The organism is Paenirhodobacter sp. YD-8, from assembly GCF_056590935.1.
The window spans coordinates 2,652,433-2,669,759 of the sequence record NZ_CM152649.1 but is presented as its reverse complement, the minus strand read 5'-3'; the positions used below and the strand labels follow the sequence as shown (position 1 = coordinate 2,669,759).

12 protein-coding genes and 1 riboswitch are annotated in these 17,327 nt (G+C 71.1%); of the genes, 1 reads left to right on the top strand and 11 read right to left on the bottom strand.

Features of this window, described 5'->3' with window-relative positions:
* Window positions 1-68: 68 nt before the first annotated feature.
* On the bottom strand, window positions 69-977 hold the full coding sequence (locus AC0QTQ_RS12995) for a LysR family transcriptional regulator (protein WP_480256926.1): 909 nt from the start codon (window positions 975-977) through the stop codon (window positions 69-71).
* A 100-nt stretch (window positions 978-1,077) separates the two neighbouring features.
* Between AC0QTQ_RS12995 and speB the strand changes: the two genes are divergently transcribed.
* Window positions 1,078-2,022 (top strand): agmatinase, encoded by a 945-nt coding sequence (speB, locus tag AC0QTQ_RS12990; protein ID WP_480256925.1) that lies wholly within the window; start codon window positions 1,078-1,080, stop codon window positions 2,020-2,022.
* A gap of 15 nt (window positions 2,023-2,037) precedes the next feature.
* Here the strand turns inward: speB and atzF are convergent, their stop codons facing one another.
* From atzF to AC0QTQ_RS12940, 10 genes are all read right to left on the bottom strand, one after another.
* Complete coding sequence (atzF, locus tag AC0QTQ_RS12985; protein ID WP_480256924.1) at window positions 2,038-3,831, bottom strand: allophanate hydrolase; 1,794 nt, start codon at window positions 3,829-3,831, stop codon at window positions 2,038-2,040.
* Complete coding sequence (locus AC0QTQ_RS12980) at window positions 3,831-7,331, bottom strand: 5-oxoprolinase/urea amidolyase family protein (protein WP_480256923.1); 3,501 nt, start codon at window positions 7,329-7,331, stop codon at window positions 3,831-3,833. Before AC0QTQ_RS12980 ends, atzF begins: the two co-directional genes overlap by 1 nt.
* Window positions 7,332-7,335: 4 nt before the next feature.
* The gene (locus tag AC0QTQ_RS12975) at window positions 7,336-7,932 is read right to left on the bottom strand and encodes an urea amidolyase associated protein UAAP2 (protein ID WP_480256922.1); all 597 of its coding nucleotides are present in this window, start codon (window positions 7,930-7,932) and stop codon (window positions 7,336-7,338) included.
* Window positions 7,933-7,941: 9 nt separating this feature from the next.
* Entirely contained in the window at window positions 7,942-8,748 is an 807-nt protein-coding gene (locus tag AC0QTQ_RS12970) for an urea amidolyase associated protein UAAP1 (protein WP_480256921.1), read from the bottom strand.
* Window positions 8,720-9,577: an ABC transporter ATP-binding protein gene (locus AC0QTQ_RS12965; RefSeq protein WP_480256920.1), complete on the bottom strand. Its 858-nt coding sequence runs from the start codon at window positions 9,575-9,577 to the stop codon at window positions 8,720-8,722. The genes AC0QTQ_RS12970 and AC0QTQ_RS12965 overlap by 29 nt, the downstream gene beginning before the upstream one ends.
* Complete coding sequence (locus AC0QTQ_RS12960) at window positions 9,574-10,392, bottom strand: ABC transporter permease (RefSeq protein WP_480256919.1); 819 nt, start codon at window positions 10,390-10,392, stop codon at window positions 9,574-9,576. The genes AC0QTQ_RS12965 and AC0QTQ_RS12960 overlap by 4 nt, the downstream gene beginning before the upstream one ends.
* Before the next feature lie 12 nt (window positions 10,393-10,404).
* Window positions 10,405-11,472, bottom strand: coding sequence for a putative urea ABC transporter substrate-binding protein (locus tag AC0QTQ_RS12955; RefSeq protein WP_480256918.1), 1,068 nt, complete (start codon window positions 11,470-11,472; stop codon window positions 10,405-10,407).
* An 80-nt stretch (window positions 11,473-11,552) separates the two neighbouring features.
* A riboswitch (guanidine-I (ykkC/yxkD leader) is annotated at window positions 11,553-11,658 on the bottom strand.
* Between the two features lie 167 nt (window positions 11,659-11,825).
* The gene (locus AC0QTQ_RS12950; RefSeq protein WP_480256917.1) at window positions 11,826-15,311 is read right to left on the bottom strand and encodes an error-prone DNA polymerase; all 3,486 of its coding nucleotides are present in this window, start codon (window positions 15,309-15,311) and stop codon (window positions 11,826-11,828) included.
* Complete coding sequence (locus AC0QTQ_RS12945) at window positions 15,308-16,789, bottom strand: Y-family DNA polymerase (RefSeq protein WP_480256916.1); 1,482 nt, start codon at window positions 16,787-16,789, stop codon at window positions 15,308-15,310. Before AC0QTQ_RS12945 ends, AC0QTQ_RS12950 begins: the two co-directional genes overlap by 4 nt.
* Window positions 16,731-17,294 carry a hypothetical protein gene (locus AC0QTQ_RS12940; RefSeq protein ID WP_480256915.1) on the bottom strand — a complete coding sequence of 188 codons (564 nt, stop codon included), beginning with the start codon at window positions 17,292-17,294 and terminating at the stop codon, window positions 16,731-16,733. The genes AC0QTQ_RS12945 and AC0QTQ_RS12940 overlap by 59 nt, the downstream gene beginning before the upstream one ends.
* Window positions 17,295-17,327: the final 33 nt, after the last annotated feature.

The window sequence follows — 17,327 nt, the reverse complement described above, 5'->3', positions numbered from 1 at the left end:
GGAGCTAGCGGTGCCAAATGACGATCACGCAAAACGTGAGCGATGATTTCTTGAAGGAAATGTGGCGCTTAGCCCGCACTCGCCTGGGCCGCGACGGCGGCGACCAGCTCGCGCAGGAACAGATCCTGAAGCGGCGTCGCCCGCATCCCGGCCCGCGTCGCCAGCATCAGCCGCGAGCTCAGGGGGAAGCCCGGGCCGAGGACGCGCAACTCTCCAGCCGCGACATGGGTCTTCGCGTAATGCGCCGGCAGATAGCCGATGTAGCGCCCCGAAAGCAGGAACATCGCCTGCGCCTCCATGTTCGCGGCGCTGGCCGGCATCACCGCGCCCGGGAAGGGGCCAAGCTCGCGCTGGTTCGCATAGGGCCGGCCGACGAAGGGCCAGCGCGCGATCTCGGCGGTCTCGGTGACCTCGGCCGCGCGCGGGAACAGCGGATGGCCGCGGCCGCAATAGAGCAGGTGGCGCTCCTCGTGCAGCGGGCTCAGCCGCAGCCCCTCGGCGAGCCGTGTCTCGGGCAGGATCGCCAGATCGAGCGCACCGCCGGCCAGCCGCGCCACCAGCGTCTCGGGGTCGGCCATGGCGATGTCGAGCCGCGCCTCGGGCGCCCGCGCGCCGATCCGGCCGATCACCTGCGGCAGCGGCAATCCGCTGTCGGTCACCGTGTTGTCGATCATCCCGATCCGCAGCGTGCCGGTGATCCGGTCGCGCAGCCGGCCGACCTCGCTCTCGAAGGCGTCGAGCGAGAGGAACAGCGCGTCCGAGCGGGCATGGACCAGCGCGCCGCGCTCGGTCAGGGCGAAACCGCCCCGGCCGCGGCGGCACAGCGCGAAGCCAAGCCGCTCCTCGAGCGCCTTGACGTGAAAGCTGATCGCTGATTGCGACAGGCCAAGCGCGATCTGCGCGCCGGCGAAACCCTCGTGCTCGACCACCGCGCGGAACACGGCGAGGGCGCGCAGATCGGTGTTGGCAATCTTCATTCACATCAACCTTTCTGATGTGAAGATCATATGTTCCGTATTTTCGGGCGCAATGCCCCGTGTCATCCCTTGGTGCAAAGCCCTGCGGAAAGGACCCCCGATGGCACATGGTTACGAGAGCGGCCGGCTGAATCTGCCCTTCGTCGGCATCTCCACCTTCGCGAAATCGCCCTACGAGCCGGACTGGAGCCGGATCGACGCCGATGTGGCGGTGATGGGCGCGCCCTTCGACTGCGGCACGCAATGGCGCGCCGGCACCCGGTTCGGCCCGCGCGGCATCCGCGAGGCCTCGACGCTCTTCGCCTTCGGCCATGCCGGGGCCTATGATTTCGACGACGACACCACCTATCTCGACGGGGTGCGCATCGTCGACATCGGGGATGCCGACATCATCCACACCGACACCGCGGCAAGCCACGCGAATATCGAGGCGGGGGTGCGCGCGATCCTGCGCGCCGGTGCGCTGCCGGTGGTGCTGGGCGGCGATCACTCGATCAACATCCCCTGCATCAACGCCTTTTCCGACGAGGCACCGGTGCATGTGGTGCAGATCGACGCCCATCTCGATTTCGTCGACGAGCGGCATGGCGTGCGGGTCGGCCACGGCAACCCGATGCGCCGCGCGGCCGAGAAGCCCTGGGTCGAGGGGATGACCCAGATCGGCATCCGCAATGTCTCGTCGACCGCGAAGGAGGGCTACGAGGCGGCGCAGGCGATGGGCTCGGACATCCTCTCGGTGCGGATGGTGCGCCGGCTCGGCATCGAGGCGGTGCTCGAGCGGATCCCGGCGGGGCGGCGCTATTACCTGACGCTCGACATCGACGGCTTCGACCCCTCGATCGCGCCGGGCACCGGCACGCCAAGCCATGGCGGCTTCCAGTATTACGAGGTGCTCGACATCGTCGCGGGGCTGGCCAAGCGCGGCACGATCGTCGGCATCGACCTGGTCGAGGTGGCGCCGGATTACGACCACACCGGCACCACCGCGATCCTCGCCGCGCAGATCCTGCTCAACACGCTCGGCCGGATCTTCGCGGCGCGCTGAAGAGGCTGGGCGGGCTCAGCCCGCCTTCGCCGCGCAATAGGCGCGCCAGCCGCCGAAGCCGGTGATCTCCTCGGCGCCCGCGAGCGCATGGGCTTCGCACAGGAAGCCTGTCACCTGCCGGCCGTCGTCAAGCGTCACCTTGCCGACGCCAAGCGGCGCCGGGATCGCGGCGACGAAGGCGCCGAAGGCCGCGGGCGGCAGCGCCCAGAGTTCGAGCGCGAGGCCCGGGCCGGCAAACGCCGGGTCGAAGACCATCCCCGGTTTCGCCGGCACCGTGCCCGCCAGCGCATAGAGCCGATAGCCGGGCGCGCTGCGCGCCGTGCCAAGGCCGCGCCCGCCGGGGCCGGTCAGCTCGCGGTTCAGCGGCATGCCGCTCAGATGCGCGCCGACGACGGCGAGCGTGCACCAGCCCTCGGGCAGGCGCGGCTCGGCCGGCGCGGGCACCGGCGCCGTGCGGTCGCGCCCCATACCGCAGGCGGCGGCCGCGTGCATCGCGCCCGCGAAGGGCACCAGCGCCTCGTCCGAGAAGGCCGGCCCCACCAGCTGCACCCCCACGGGCAGGCCCGAGGCGCCGAACCCCGCCGGCACCGCGATCGCGGCGTATCCCAGAAGGTTCGCGAAGTTGGTGTAAAGGCCGAACTGGCTGTTGCGCCCGATCGGGTCGGCGCGCATCTCGGCCACCGTCGCGCGGGTGGGCGAGGTCGGCAGCAGCAGCATGTCCACCGCCTCCCAGGTCGGCGCGACCTGCTGGCGCAGCTCGTTCAGGCGATAGAGGCCGCGGAAGGCCTCGACCGCGCTGCGCCCCTTCGCGCCCTCGATGATCTTGCGCACCGTGGGTTCGAAGTCGTCCGCGTTGGTGGCGAGGAACGCCTCGACCGCGGCCAGACGTTCGGCGACCCAGGGCCCGTCGTAAAGCAGCGCCGCCGCCTCGCGGAAGGGGGCATAGTCGAAGGGGACGAGCGTCGCGCCAAGCGCCTCGGCGCGGGCGCAGGCGGCGTCATAGGCGGCCGCGACCTCGGCATTGCCGTAGAACTCGCGCTCGGCCGCGGTCAGCACGCCGATGCGCGGACGGGCAGGGAGGGCGACGGGCTGGGCCTCGCGCGAGAACGGATCGGCGGGGTCAAGGCCCTCGATCAGCCGGCGCACCTCGGCCGCCTCGTCGACGGTGCCGGCGAAGACGGTGATGACATCGACCGAGCGGCAGGCCGGTACGCAGCCGGTGTTCGGCACGAGCCCGGGGCTCGGCTTCAGCCCGACGAGGTTGTTGAACATCGCCGGCACCCGGCCCGAACCCGCGGTGTCGGAGCCGAGCGAGAAGGCACACAGCCCCGAGGCCACCGCCACCGCCGAGCCCGAGGACGAGCCGCCCGAGACATAATCGGCATCGAACACGCAGCGCGGCGCGCCGAAGGGCGAGCGGGTGCCGTTCAGCCCGGTCGCGAACTGGTCGAGGTTGGTCTTGCCGATCACGATCGCGCCCGCCGCACGCAGCCGCGCGACGGTCGTCGCGTCGCGCGCGGGCGAGGTGCCGAAGGCCGGGCAGGCGGCCGTGGTCAGCAGCCCGGCGACGTCGATATTGTCCTTCACCGCGAAGGGGATGCCATAGAGCGGCAGGCCCTCGGGGCCGCGCTCGGCCAGACGTTTCGCCTCGGCGCGAAGGCTCTCGGCCGGCGTCTCGGTGATGAAGACGGCGCGGTCGGCCAGCGCGTCGCGCCGGGCGATCACCTCCTCGATCACCTCAAGGGGCGTGGCGCCGGCGGCATAGGCCGCGCGAAGCGCCGCGATCGTCATCATGTCGGGGAGCTGCATCAGTCGGTCTCCAGAATGGCCAGCACGTCGCCGGCATGAACGGTGCGGCCGGGGGCGGCGCGGGTCTCGCGCAGGCGGCCCGCGGCGGGGCTGTGGACGGTGATCTCCATCTTCATCGACTCGACGATGGCGACGGGATCGCCCGCGGCAAGGCGGGTGCCGGGTTCGACGAGGTATTTCCAGACGTTACCGGGCACCGGGCTTTCGACGCCGGTGCAGCCCTCGGGGACCGCGGCCTGCTCGAAGACGCCGCCCTCTTCGGCGACGAACTGGTCGAGCCCCTCGGCCTTCCAGCGCGCCCGCTCGGCCTCGAAGGCGGCCTGCTGGCGGGTCTTGAAGGCGGCGGTGCCGGCACTGTCCTGCGCGGCCTTCTCGGCCGCCCAGTCGAAGGTGCCCTCCTCGATGCGCAGGTCGTAGCGGCCATGCGGGAAGGCTTCGCGCGCTTCGGTCAGTTCCGCGTGGCTGACCGGGAAGAAGCGGACCTGATCGAAGTGGCGCAACAGCCAGGGCGTGTCGGCAAAGGCCGGGGTGCGCCGCCAGGTGTTCCACATCTGGATCGTGCGGCCGAAAAGCTGATAGCCGCCCGGGCCCTCCATGCCATAGATGCACATGTAGGCGCCGCCGATGCCCACCGCGTTCTCCGGTGTCCAGGTGCGGGCGGGGTTGTATTTCGTCGTCACCAGCCGGTGGCGCGGATCGACCGGCGTCGCCACCGGCGCGCCCAGGTAGACATCGCCCAGCCCCATCACCAGATAACGCGCGTCGAAGATCGTTCGCTGCACCGCAGCCTCGTCCGCAAGCCCGTTGATGCGGCGGATGAACTCGATGTTCGAGGGGCACCAGGGCGCGTTCGGGCGCACCAGCTCCTGATACTTGCGCATCGCAAGTTCCGCCTGCGGGTCGTTCCACGACAGCGGCAGCCAGACCGTGCGGGTCGGCACCTTCACCGTCTCGGCCGCGGGCAGCCGGGCCTCGATCGCCGCCAGCTCGCGCAGCAGGTCGGGGCGCGAGATCTTCGCGGTGTCGTAGTGCAGTTGCAGCGAGCGGATGCCGGGGGTGAGGTCGATCACCGGCAGGCCGGCCGCCTCGACCGCCTGCATCAGAAGCTGCACCCGCAATCTGAGCCCGATGTCGAGGCTCATCGGCCCGTATTCGACGAGCAGGTTCTCGTCCCCCTGCCGGCGATAGGCGACAGGCACCGGGGCGTCGGGCAGCGCACCGACCAGCGGCGAGCCGAGCCGGGCGATTGCCGGGCCCGCGACCGGGTCGGCGGGGCGCGCGGCGGGGCGGAAGCGCACCCGGTCGCCGGGCTTCAGCTGACCCAGCTTCCAGCGGTCGGCGGCGCTGACCACACCCGGGCAGACGAAACCGCCCAGGCTCGGCCCGTCGGGGCCGAGGATGATCGGCATGTCGCCGGTGAAGTCGATCGCGCCGATGGCATAGGCGTTGTCGTGCAGGTTCGAGGGGTGCAACCCCGCCTCGCCGCCATCCGTGCGCGCCCAGTCGGGCGCCGGGCCGATCAGCCGCACGCCGGTGCGGTCAGAGTTGAAATGCACCTCATAGGCGGTGGCGAAGAGGGTCTCGATGTCGCTTTCGCGGAAGAAGTCGGGCGCGCCATGCGGGCCGTAGACCAGTTCCAGCTCCCAGTCTTCGCTCAGTTCGGCGGGTTCCAGTTCTGCCGGCGCGTCCTGCGCCACGCGGCCCACATGCAGCACGTCGCCGGTCTTCAGCGTGCCGGTCGCATGGCCGCCGAAATGGCCAAGCGCGAAGGTCGCGCGCGAGCCGAGCACTTCGGGCACCTTGAACCCGCCCGCAACGGCGAGATAGGCGCGCTGGCCCGGCCCCGCGACCCGACCGATCGCCAGCGTCGCGCCGGCGGGCACCTCTAGCACCGGGCCCTCGACCGCCACGCCGTCAAGGGCCAGGGCCATCCGCGCCCCGGCAATCGCCACCCGGGCGGCGCGCAGGAAGCGTAGCGTCGGGCCGGCCACCGTCATCTCGAGCGTCGTGGTGTCGGGGTGCTGGCCGAGCAGCCGGTTCGCGTTGCGATGCGCGCGCGGGTCCATCGGCCCCGAGGGCGGCACGCCCACGCCCCACAGCCCGAGCCGCCCCGGCAGCTCCTGCACCGAGCTTTGCGCGCCCGGCGCCAGCACCTCGATCCCCTCGGGGGCGAAGGCAAAGCCCGCAAGCGCCGTCGTCGCCACCTTGCCCGAGGCGAAGAGATCCGATCCCGCAATCGCGCGCAGATAGTCGAGGTTGGTCTCGATCCCCGAGACATGGGTGGCGGCCAGCGCCGCGCCGAGCTTCGCGATCGCCTCGGCACGGCTGGCGCCATGGACGATGATCTTCGCCAGCATCGGGTCGTAGAAGGGCGTCACCTCGGTGCCGGTGGCGATCCAGCCATCGACACGGGCGTCCTCGGGGAAATGCACCTCGGTCAGCCGCCCGGCCGAGGGGCGAAAGCCCGCATGCGGCATCTCGGCGTAAAGCCGGGCCTCGATCGCGGCGCCCTGCGGGGCGGGCAGTGTGGCCGGGATCGGGTCCTCGCCCGCCGCCTGACACACCATCCACTCGACCAGGTCGATGCCCAGCACCGCCTCGGTCACCGGGTGTTCGACCTGCAGGCGGGTGTTGACCTCGAGGAAATAGAATTCCTCGCGCGCCGGGTCGTAGATGAATTCGACGGTGCCGGCCGAGGCATAGCCGACCTCGGCGCAGAGTTCCTCGGCGGCGCGGTGCAGCCGGACGCGGATCTCGGGGCGCAGGCCCGGGGCAGGAGTTTCCTCGAGCACCTTCTGGTTGCGCCGCTGCAACGAGCAGTCACGCTCGCCAAGCGCCACCGCCCGGCCGCGGCCATTGCCGAAGATCTGCACCTCGACATGGCGGGCATCGGCGACGAAGCGTTCGAGATAGACGCGGGCGTCGCCGAAGCTGGCCTGTGCGGTGCGCTCGACGCTGGCGAAGGCCGCGCGCAGCGCGGCCTCGTCGGCGCACAGGCTCATGCCGATGCCGCCGCCGCCGGCGGTGGATTTGAGCATCACCGGGTAGCCGATGCGGGCGGCCTCGGTCGCGGCGGCCTCGGCATCGGGCAAAAGCCCGGTGCCCGGAAGCAGTGGCACACCGGCTCGCGCGGCGATCTCCCGCGCGGTGTGCTTCAGCCCGAAGGCCTCGATCTGTTCGGGGCGCGGGCCGATGAAGGCCACCCCCGCCGCCGCCAGCGCCGCGGCAAAGCGGGTGTTCTCGCTCAGAAACCCATAGCCCGGATGCACCGCCTCGGCGCCGGTGTCGCGGCAGGCCTGCACCACGGCCTCGATCTGCAGATAGCTTTCTGCCGCCGGCGCCGGGCCAAGCCGCACCGCCTCGTCGGCAAGGGCGACATGGGGGGCGAAGCGGTCGGCGTCGGAATAGACCGCGACCGAGGCGATCCCCATCGTCTTCAGCGTGCGAATGATGCGCACCGCGATCTCGCCGCGGTTCGCCACAAGAACCTTCTGGAACATCGGCTTACCCCCGGATCACGACCTGAATCGGCGTCGGGTCGAAGCCGTTGCAGGGGTTGTTGATCTGCGGGCAGTTCGAGATGAAGACGAGCAGGTCCATCGCCGCCTCCATCTCGATGTAATCGCCGGGGTGGCTGATGCCGTCGTCGATGGTCATCGCGCCGTTCTGGCTGATCGGCACGTTCATGAAGAAATTCAGGTTCGGCACGATGTCGCGCTTGGTCATCCCGTATTTCGAGAATTCCATGATGAAATTCTCGCGGCAGGCATGCAGATACGAGGTCTCGTGGCCGAAGCGCACGGTGTTGCTCTCGCGCGAGCAGCAGCCGGCATTGGTGTCGTGCCGGCCCGAGGTCGCGGCGATGATCGTCGCCATCACATTGCCCTCGGACGAGATCAGCTGCGTGCCGTTCTCGATATAGGCGCCGTTTTGCACCCGCATCGTGTCCTGACTCGAATAGCGCTCGGCGGTGTCGGCGGCATTGTACAGCAGCGTGTCGATCGCCTGCTGGCCATAGCTGTCGATGATGCGGATGGTCTGGCCCCGTTTCACCAGGCCCGACCAGGGGCGGTTCGCGGGGATGTCGTGGATCTGTTCCATGGAGGGACCTCAGGCGCGTGCGTTGTTCTCGAAGCCGCGGACGGCTTCGGCGGTGGCGGTGCGGCACAGGTCGTCCTGGGCGATCGGACGCGCGGCAAGGCGCGTCGCGCGGACGGAGGGAACCTCCGGACCCGTCGTCGGGTCAAGCGGGTGGCGGGTGTTCGACAGCGCAATCAGCAGGTCCTGCTCGGCGCGCAGCTCGACCCAGTCGTCGCCGTTCAAGAGCGCCGGGTTCCAGAAGAACTGCCCCTCGCCATCGACGCGCACCGGCGCGAAGAAGGTCAGCAGGGCGGGCAGGTCGCGCTTGTCGAGGCCAAGCTTGGCGGTGGCGAGGATCATGTTCTCGCGCGTCGAGCGGAAGGCGGGGGTGAAGGGCGCGCGCGCCGGCATCCCGCCGCTCAGCGCATCATTGGCGCCCGCCGAATCCTCGGTGATCGAGAACAGCACCCGCCCCATGTCGGAAAACACCACGCGGCCCTTCTTCAGGTCGGTCGTCCATTGCAGCTTGCAGGTGTCGGGCAGGTTCTGCCGTTCCGAGCTGTCGGCGGCGGACCAGGCAGCCAGGCTGACCGAGCCGCCCAGCCCGCCCGCCTCGAGCCGCAGGCTCTGGCCGCGGGCGAGCCGGCAGGTGTAATACCAGCCCCCCGGCACGGTCTCGGCCCAGATCACGGCCACAGCTTCGGGCGCGGGGGCGGGGCGGGGGCTTGGTGCCGGAAGCGCCTTCGGCGCGGCGTTCAGCCCCTTGCGCTGGTGCTCCTCATAGCGCGCGCGGTCGGCGGCAATGGCGTCAGCGGAGCGGGGGATATGCGTCAGCATCGGGTTCCTCCTTGGGCCAGGTCGTCCCGGCGATGGGCCCCGGAATGGTCGGGTCGTCCCGACCGGGCAGGAGATCTGCGTCCCAGATTGTGGTCTTGCCGGCACTGCGCGGCGGCCAGATCAGGATGTCCCTGGTGATCGTCGCGCCATAGCGCAGCCGTTCCTCGGGACGGTCGCGGGTGCGCTCGAAGGCGATGATCCGGGTGGCGAGGGTGAAGGCCTCCCTGAGGTCATGCGTCACCATCACCACGGTCATCGGCACCTCGTTCCACAGCCGCTTCATCAGCCGGTGGATGTCGGAGCGGATGCCCGGATCGAGCGCGCCGAAGGGCTCGTCCAGAAGCAGCACCTTCGGCTTCATCATCAGCGCCTGCGCAAGGGCAAGGCGCTGCTGCATGCCGCCCGAAAGCTGGGCGGGATACTTGTCTTCGCTGCCGGCAAGCCCGACCTCGGTCAGCATTGCGCGCGCCTCCTCGGCAATCGCGCGGCGGCGCGCGCCGAAGGTGCGGCCGAGGAGACGGTTTGCCCGCAGCTCGGGCCCGGCCATGACATTGCCGAGCACCGTCATGTGCGGAAAGACCGAATAGCGCTGGAACACCACGCCGCGGTCGGGGCCGGGCTCGTGCGGCAGCGGTGCGCCATCGAGGGTGATGGTGCCGCGCGTCGGCGCCTCCTGTCCCAGGAGCATGCGCAGGAAGGTGGTCTTGCCGCAGCCCGAGGGGCCGACGAGGGCGATGAAGGCGCGCGGCGCAATCGTCAGATCGACATTTTGCAGCACGACCTGATCGCCGTATTCCTTCCACAGGTTCCGGATCTCGATGCCGCTCATCTGCCGCGCTCCAGCTCCGACCAGGGGAAGATCCGCCGGCGCAGGGCGGTCAGGCCCAGGTCCATCGCCACGGCAAGCAGGGTGATCCAGGCCACATAGGGGAAGATCACGTCCATCGAGAGATAGCGGCGCACCAGAAAGATCCGGTAGCCCAGCCCCGAGTCGGCCGAGATCGCCTCGGCCGCGATCAGGAACAGGAAGGCCGGGCCGATCTGCAGCCGCAGGCTGTCGATCAGCCGCGGCAGCACCTGCGGCAGCACCACCCGGATCGCGATGAGCCAGGTCGAGGCCGAGAGCGTCTCGGCCTTGATGATCTGCTCGCGCGGCAGCGCCTGCGCCGAGAGCGCAAGGTCGCGGATCAGGATCGGCGCGACGCCGATCACGATCAGCGTGACCTTCGACACCTCGCCAAGGCCCAGCACGATGAACAGGATCGGCAAGAGCGCGAGCGGCGGCACCATCGAGACGACGGCGACGAAGGGCGCGAGCACCGCGCGCACCACGGGCAGGATGCCGTTCAGTAGGCCCAGCACCAGCGCGAGCGCCGTGGCGATGCCGATGCCGGCGAACAGCCGGCCAAGGCTTGCCGCGCTGTCCGACCACAGCAGATACAGCCCGGTGCGGCGATCGGCGGTGAAGGCGTAGAGCTTCACCGTCTGCACGATCGTCGACAGCGCCGGCAGCAGCTTGTCGCTCGGGTTTTCCGCCAGCCGCACCGCCGAGCCCACCAGATAGGCGAGCGCCAGCACCACGAAGGGCAGGCAGGCGAGGAGGACTGCCGTCCCCCGTCGCGGTCTGACATTGATGAGCCGCATCGCCCGACCCGCTTACAGCTTGCCGTCCCGGGCGAGTTTCATGAACGCGTCGGTATAGCGGAACTTGACGTTCGCTCTGTCGCCCAGCACGGCGCCGCCGGGCATCTCGATGCCGATCGCATCGGCCGAGGTCGCACCGGTGCCGAGCAGCCCCTTGTCGAAGAGGAAGGTGCGCACATGGTCCATCGTGGTCGGCAGCTCGGCCGAGGTGACGAAGGCGACGCCATCGGCGGGCTTGTCGAAGAGGCGCGTCGCGGCAAGCTGTTCCTCGAACCCGGCCTGATCGGTGCCCGAGGCGGCCCCCATGGCGGCGCGCGCGGCGGCGCCCTCGGCGCTGTCCGCCTGCATCAGCGTCACGGTGTCATACCAGATCCCGGCAAGGGCCTTGCCGAAATCGGGGTTCTCCGTCAGCACCTCGGTGTTCGCCACCATCATGTCGATGATCTCGCCCGGGATCTTCGAGCTGTCGAAGACGACATGGGCGTCGGGCAGCTTGGCGATTTCCGACACCATCGGGTTCCAGGTCACCATCGCGGTCACGTCCGGGGTCTGGAAGGCGCCGACCATGTCCGGATCGGCGGTGTTGACCACCTTGACGTCCTTCTCGGTCATGCCCGCGCTTTCGAGCCCGCGCACCAGCAGGTATTCCGAGACCGAGAACTCGACCAGGTTGACGCTCTGGCCCTTGATGTCGGCCAGGCTGTCCTTGCCCTTCAGGATCACCGCGTCATTGCCGTTCGAGAAATCGCCGATCACCACCGCGGTGGTGTCGACGCCGCCTGCGGCCGGGATCGACAGCCCGTCCATGTTGGTCAGCGTCACCGCGTCATAGGCGCCGGCGGTGTACTGGTTCATCGACTCGACATAGTCGTTGAACTGCGTGACCTCGATCGTCAGGCCGTACTTGTCGGCCCATTTCTTCACGATGCCATGGTCGGCGGCATAGCCCCAGGGCATCCAGCCGGCATAGATCGACCAGGCGACCTTGAAATCGGTCTTCGGAGCGGCAAAGGCGGGCGAGACGGCGAAGGCGGCCAGGGTTGCGAGCGAGCCGAGAAGGGTGGCGCGGCGGGTCGTCATGGGTCGTTCCTTTCACGTTCAAACTGCATACATGAAGGGACGAACGGACCATCGTTCCGCCAATCCCTTGGCTGGACGAGGTCTCCCGGGTTTTTATCCCGCCGTGCGCCGAACGGGGATGTCTCCCCCGCCGGTGGCAGCTCTCGGACCAGACGCATCTCTGCCGGAACCCTAGCCGCCAACTCTGGTCCCATGACGCCAAGCGGGGCGGGATGGGTCAAGGATTTCACCCGCCCCGCGCGGCAGTGCGGCGCGGGCGGGGGCGCCTTGCCCGTCTGCGCGACGCAATTTCCGGCCGGCGGGCAAAAATGCGGCAGTTCCGGCATGGGGCGGGGCGCGACTCGGCCCGGGGCTCAATGGAAGTCGCGGCTTGGAAACAGCCGTTTCGCCTGCTCGCGCGGGTGGCGGGCGCGCGGCGGCACGCGGGCGGGGCGGGGGGCATCGTCCGCCTCGGGCCGGGTCAGCCCGACCACCGTGTCGAGCGGATGGCCAAGCGCGGAAAGCCGCGGCGACAGGTCCTCGATCGTCTCGGCGATCAGGTGCACGACGATGCCCTCGCGCTCGAGCCGGCCGGTCACCCGCAGCAGTCGCCCGCCGATCACCGCGCGGCGGAAGCGGGCATAGACCGCGCGCCAGACCACCACATTCGCGGTGCCGGTCTCGTCCTCGAGGGTGAGGAAGATCACCCCCGAGGCGGTGCCGGGCCGCTGTCGGGTGATGACGAGGCCGCAGACCGAGACCCGCTGCGGCGGCGCGGTGGCAAGATCTGCCGCCGGGATCAGACCCGCGATCCCGGGCCGCAACAGCTCCATCGGATGGGCGCGCAAGGTCAGGCGCAGCGCGACGTAATCCTCGACCACCTCCTCGCCCAGATGCATCGGCGGCAGCTCGACCGCGGGTTCGGCCCCGCCCTCGCCATCGAGCGGATCGGCAAAGAGCGGCAGCGGCGCCGGCGCCCGGATCGCCCGCACCGCCCAGAGCGCATCGCGCCGGGTGAGCCCCATGCCGGCGAAGGCGTCGGCCTCGGCCAGACGTTCGAGCGTGGGGGCGCGGGTGCCGGCGCGCAGCCACAGGCTTTCGGGGTCGGGATAGCCATTGCCGCGGGCGGCGACGATCCACTCGGCCTCTTCCGCGCGAAAGCCGCGGATCTGCCGGAAGCCGAGCCGCAGCGCCAGCCGGCCGTCACCGCGCCGCTCGAGGCTGTTGTCCCAGCCCGAGTGGTTGACGCAGACCGGCCGCACCTCGACCCCGTGCTCGCGCAGGTCGCGCACGATCTGGGCGGGGGCGTAAAAGCCCATCGGCTGGCTGTTCAGCAGTGCGCAGGCGAAGATTGCCGGGTGGTGGCATTTCAGCCAGGCCGAGACATAGGTCAGCATCGCGAAGGCGGCGGCGTGGCTTTCGGGGAAACCGTAATCGGCAAAGCCCTCGATCTGCGCGAAACAGGCCTCGGCCACCTCGCGCGGATAGCCGTTCGCCTCCATCCCGCCGACGAAGCGGGCGTGATGGGCGCCGATCGTGCCCATGCGGCGGAACGAGGCGAGCGAGCGGCGCAGCTGGTCGGCCTCCTCGGCGGTATAGCCGGCGCCGACCACCGCGATCTGCATCGCCTGTTCCTGAAACAGCGGCACGCCGAGGGTCTTTGCGGTGACCGCGGCCAGCGCCGGGCCGAAGGGCTCGGGCGCCTCGAGCCCCTGACGGCGGCGGATATAGGGTTTGACCATGCCGCCCTGGATCGGGCCGGGGCGGACGATCGCCACCTCGATCACCAGATCGTAGAAGGTGGCGGGCTTCATCCGCGGCAGGAAGTTCATCTGCGCCCGGCTTTCGACCTGGAACACCCCCACGGCATCGGCGCGCGACAGCATCCGGTAGGTGGCGCCGTCCTCCTGCGGCACGCTGGCAAGGGTGAGTGTGGGCCCGCCGGTCCCGGCGAGCAGCGCGAAGGCCTTGCGCAGGCAGCTGAGCATGCCGAGGCTGAGCACGTCGACCTTGAGGATGCCGAGCGCGTCGATGTCGTCCTTGTCCCATTCGATCACCGTGCGCCCCTCCATCGCCGCGTTCTCGATCGGGCACAGCGCATCAAGCCGGTCGCGGGTGATGACGAAGCCGCCGACATGCTGGCTCAGGTGGCGCGGAAAGCCGATGATCTCGGCGATCAGCGCGACGGTGCGGGCGAGGCGCCGGTCGTCGGGGTTCAGCCCGATCTCGCGCAGCCGGGCGGGGTCGGGCCCGGCGTTCGAGCTGCCCCAGATCTGGCCCGAGAGCGCCGCCGTGACATCGGCCGAGAGCCCCATCACCTTGCCCACCTCGCGGATCGCGGCGCGGGTGCGGAAATGGATGACGGTGGCGCACAGGCCCGCGCGCTCGCGGCCATAGCGGGCATAGATCCACTGGATCACCTCCTCGCGCCGCTCATGCTCGAAATCGACGTCGATGTCGGGCGGTTCGCCGCGGTGGCGCGAGATGAAGCGTTCGAACACCATGCCGATCATCTCGGGGCTGACATCGGTGATGCCGAGCGCCCAGCAGATGATCGAATTCGCCGCCGAGCCGCGGCCCTGACACAGGATCGCGCGCGAGCGGGCGAAGGCGACGATGTCGTGGACGGTGAGGAAATAGGGCGCATAGGCGAGCTCGCCGACCAGAGCGAGTTCCTTGCGGGCAAGGGCGTGGTAGCGCTCGGGGATGCCGTCGGGGCAGCGCCGGGCCAGGCCTTCGCGGGTCAGCCGTTCGAGCCGGGCCTGCGGCGCCTCGCCGTTCTCGACCTCGTCGGGGTATTGATAGCTGAGCTCGCCCAGATCGAAGGCGCAGCGCGCCGCGATCTCGAGCGTGCGGCGCAGTGCGGCGGGGTGGCGGCGGAACAGCCGCGCCATGTCGGGCGCGCCCTTCAGCCGGCGCTCGGCATTGGGCAGGGCGCGGGTGCCGATCGTGTCGATGGTGACGCCCTCGCGCAGGCAGGTGAGCACATCGGCAAGCGGGCGGCGCGCGGCGCGGTGCATCAGCACATCGCCCACGGCCACCATCGGCGCCGAGGCGGCGAGCGCCAGCGCCGCGCAGGCATCGAACCAGGTCTGATCGGAGCCGTCATAGCGCGGCGCGGCGCCGGTGAAGACCTGTCCCGGGAAGCGGCGCTGCACCCGGGTCAGGGGGGCAAGCGCGGCGGCCGTGTCGGCGGGCGGCAGCGCGATCAGCACGAGCCCCGCGCCGCGGGCAAGCAGGTCATCGAGCCCGAGCGCACATTGGCCCTTCGGTGCCCGCCGCCGGCCGAGGGTCAGAAGCTGCGTCAACCCGCTCCAGCCGGCGCGGTCGATCGGCAGGGCGAGCCATTCGACCGGGCAGTCGGTCAGCACGATCCGCGCCCCGGCGATCAGCCGCGGCAGGGTGACGGGGGGCGCCACGGCGCAGGGCGTGGCAGGCGACAGCTCCTGCCGCGAGGAGGGGTCGACCTGCCGTGTCGAACGCACCGCCGCCTGCGCCTCCTCGCGCAGCACCTTCAGCGCGGTCCAGGCCCGCACCACGCCCGCGACCGAGTTGCGGTCGGTGATCGCGAGGGCGGCAAGTCCAAGCTCGGCCGCGCGGACCACCAGTTCCTCGGGGTGGGAGGCGCCGGTGAGGAAGGTGAAGTTCGAGGTGATGCAGAGCTCGGCATAGGCCGGGGGGGCGGTGAGGGGGGCGGCAGAGGGGGCGCTGCCCCCGGCGCCTGCCGGCGCCTCCCCCGAGGTATTTCGGGCAAGGAGAAAGCCCGGGGGCGGGGCGGTGGCGGCGTGGGGGGGCGGGACTGCGGTTTCGGCGGCCGCGGGCGTGTCGGCCGGCCGGGACGGCCCGGGCGGGGCGGTCATGCGAATTCGCCCTGCACCCACCAGCCCGGTTCCTGCGGGGTGTGGAACAGCCACAGCCGGCGGCCCTGCCGCGTCTCGATCCGCCAATAGTCGCGCAGCCCGCTGCGCCAGGCGGGATCGTCGAACCACCATTCCGGGGCGAGCCGTTCCGGCCCCTCGGCGCGGGCGGTGCTGAGCGCCATCCGGCGCCAGCGGAAGGCGCGCGGCGGGGTGCTGCCCGCCGCGGCGACGGGTTCGGGCGGGAACAGGACGAGCGGCCGCGGCCGCGGGGCGTTCCAGCCGCTCGCGGGGCGCGAGAAGACGGCCGGCGCGGTGAGGAAGCCACGCTCGGGCACATGGCTGTCGGCCGGCAGCAGGCGCAGGATGTTCTCGAGCCCGATCCGGGTGCCGATCCGGCTGAGCAGGTCGCCAAGCCGGGTCGGGTCGCCCGGGGCGGTGGTCGTGCCGAGCTGCTCGGCGGGCAGGGGCTCGACCTGTACCGCCTCGAGCCGCAGCTGGTCGATGCCGAAGCCGGCGTCCACCGCCTCGATCCCGCGGGTGAAAAGCGGCAAGATCCGCGCCGGGTCGCGCAGCGCGGCGGCAAGGCGCAGCTCGACCTCCTGCGTGTCGCGGTCGACGCGGCGCAGGGTCAGGCGCAGCACCCGCGCCCCGGCCTGTTGCGCGGCGAGCCGCTCGCACAGCGCCGCGAGCAGCCGCGCGGTGCCGGCCTGCACGTCGGCCACAAGGCCGATCGGGTCGGGCAGGGTCAGGCGCAGCGCGAAGCGGGGCGGTTCGGCGCCCGGGGTCAGGGGCTCGGGCGCGGCGCCGGTCGCGGCATCGAGCCGGTCGAGTAGCGCGGCACCGAAGCGGCGCGCGAGGGGGGCGCGCGGGGTGCGGGCGAGATCGCCGACGTGGCGCAGGCCAAGCCGCTGCAGCGCCGTCACCGTCTCGGGCGCGAGCCGCAGCGCCGCGACCGGCAGCACGGCGATGGCGGCAAGATCTGCGCCGGGCGGCGCCACCCCCTCGCCGTGATGGGCCAGCGCCCAGGCCGCGCCGCGGCTCGAGGCGAGGCCGAGGCAGGCGGTGAACCCCGCCCGCGACAGCCGCGCGCGCAGATCGGCGAGCACCCCCGCCTCGCCGCCGAAGAGATGCGCCGCGCCGGTGATGTCGAGGGCAAGCCCGTCCTCGCCCTCGAGCCCGACCCAGGGGCTGTAGCGCGTGGCCCAGCGGCGCAGCGCCGCCAGCAGCTGTGCCTCGCGGTGCAGATCGGCCGGGCGGGTCTGCAGCGCAGCGCAGAACACCCGCGCCTCGGCCAGCGCCATGCCGCGAAACAGCCCCGCCGCCTCGGCCGCGCGGTTCAGGCAATGTAGCCGCTCGGCATTGCCCTGGCGCAGGGTCAGCGCGAAGGGCCCCTCGAGCGGGCGCGCGCGCAGCGCCCCGTCACTCGCGAGACGGGGAAACCACACGCAGACGATGCGTCGCTGTCTCCCACAGAACATCCCAGGCTCCATTTGTTCCCGATTTGTTCTTTATACTTTCCCAGCGGAACGGAGTCGAGTCCGGCCCCGGTTGCGGCGCAAGGCGGGGCGTGGCGCGCCAGCGCGTCTCGGCGGCGTTGCTGCCCATGCCCTCGGGGATCAGGCACAGCCCGGTGGCGCCGCCCGCGCCCGCGGCGAGCTGCAGCCGCCGCCCCTCGCGCAGATCGAGCGGGCGGGTGACGGCCAGCACGACCAGCGGCACGGTGCCGTCCTTCAGCGCCTCCTCGGCCACGGCAAGGCTGTCGGCCTGCGTGCGGGTCTGGGCGATCAGCAGGCGGGCGGGGTCGAGGAAGGGCAGCAGGCCCTGCGGGGTCAGCGCCTCGCGGCTGTGGGCCTCGCGGATCCACAGCACCGGCCCCGTGCCCGGGGCGGCGCAGATCGCGGCGAAGGCGGGGGCGCCGGGGCCGCAGACCTCGTGGACGCGGCCGGGGCGCAGCGGGTAACCGGGGATCGGGGTGTCACTCATGCGTGCAGGATAGCTGCGCGCGGCGCGACGGGG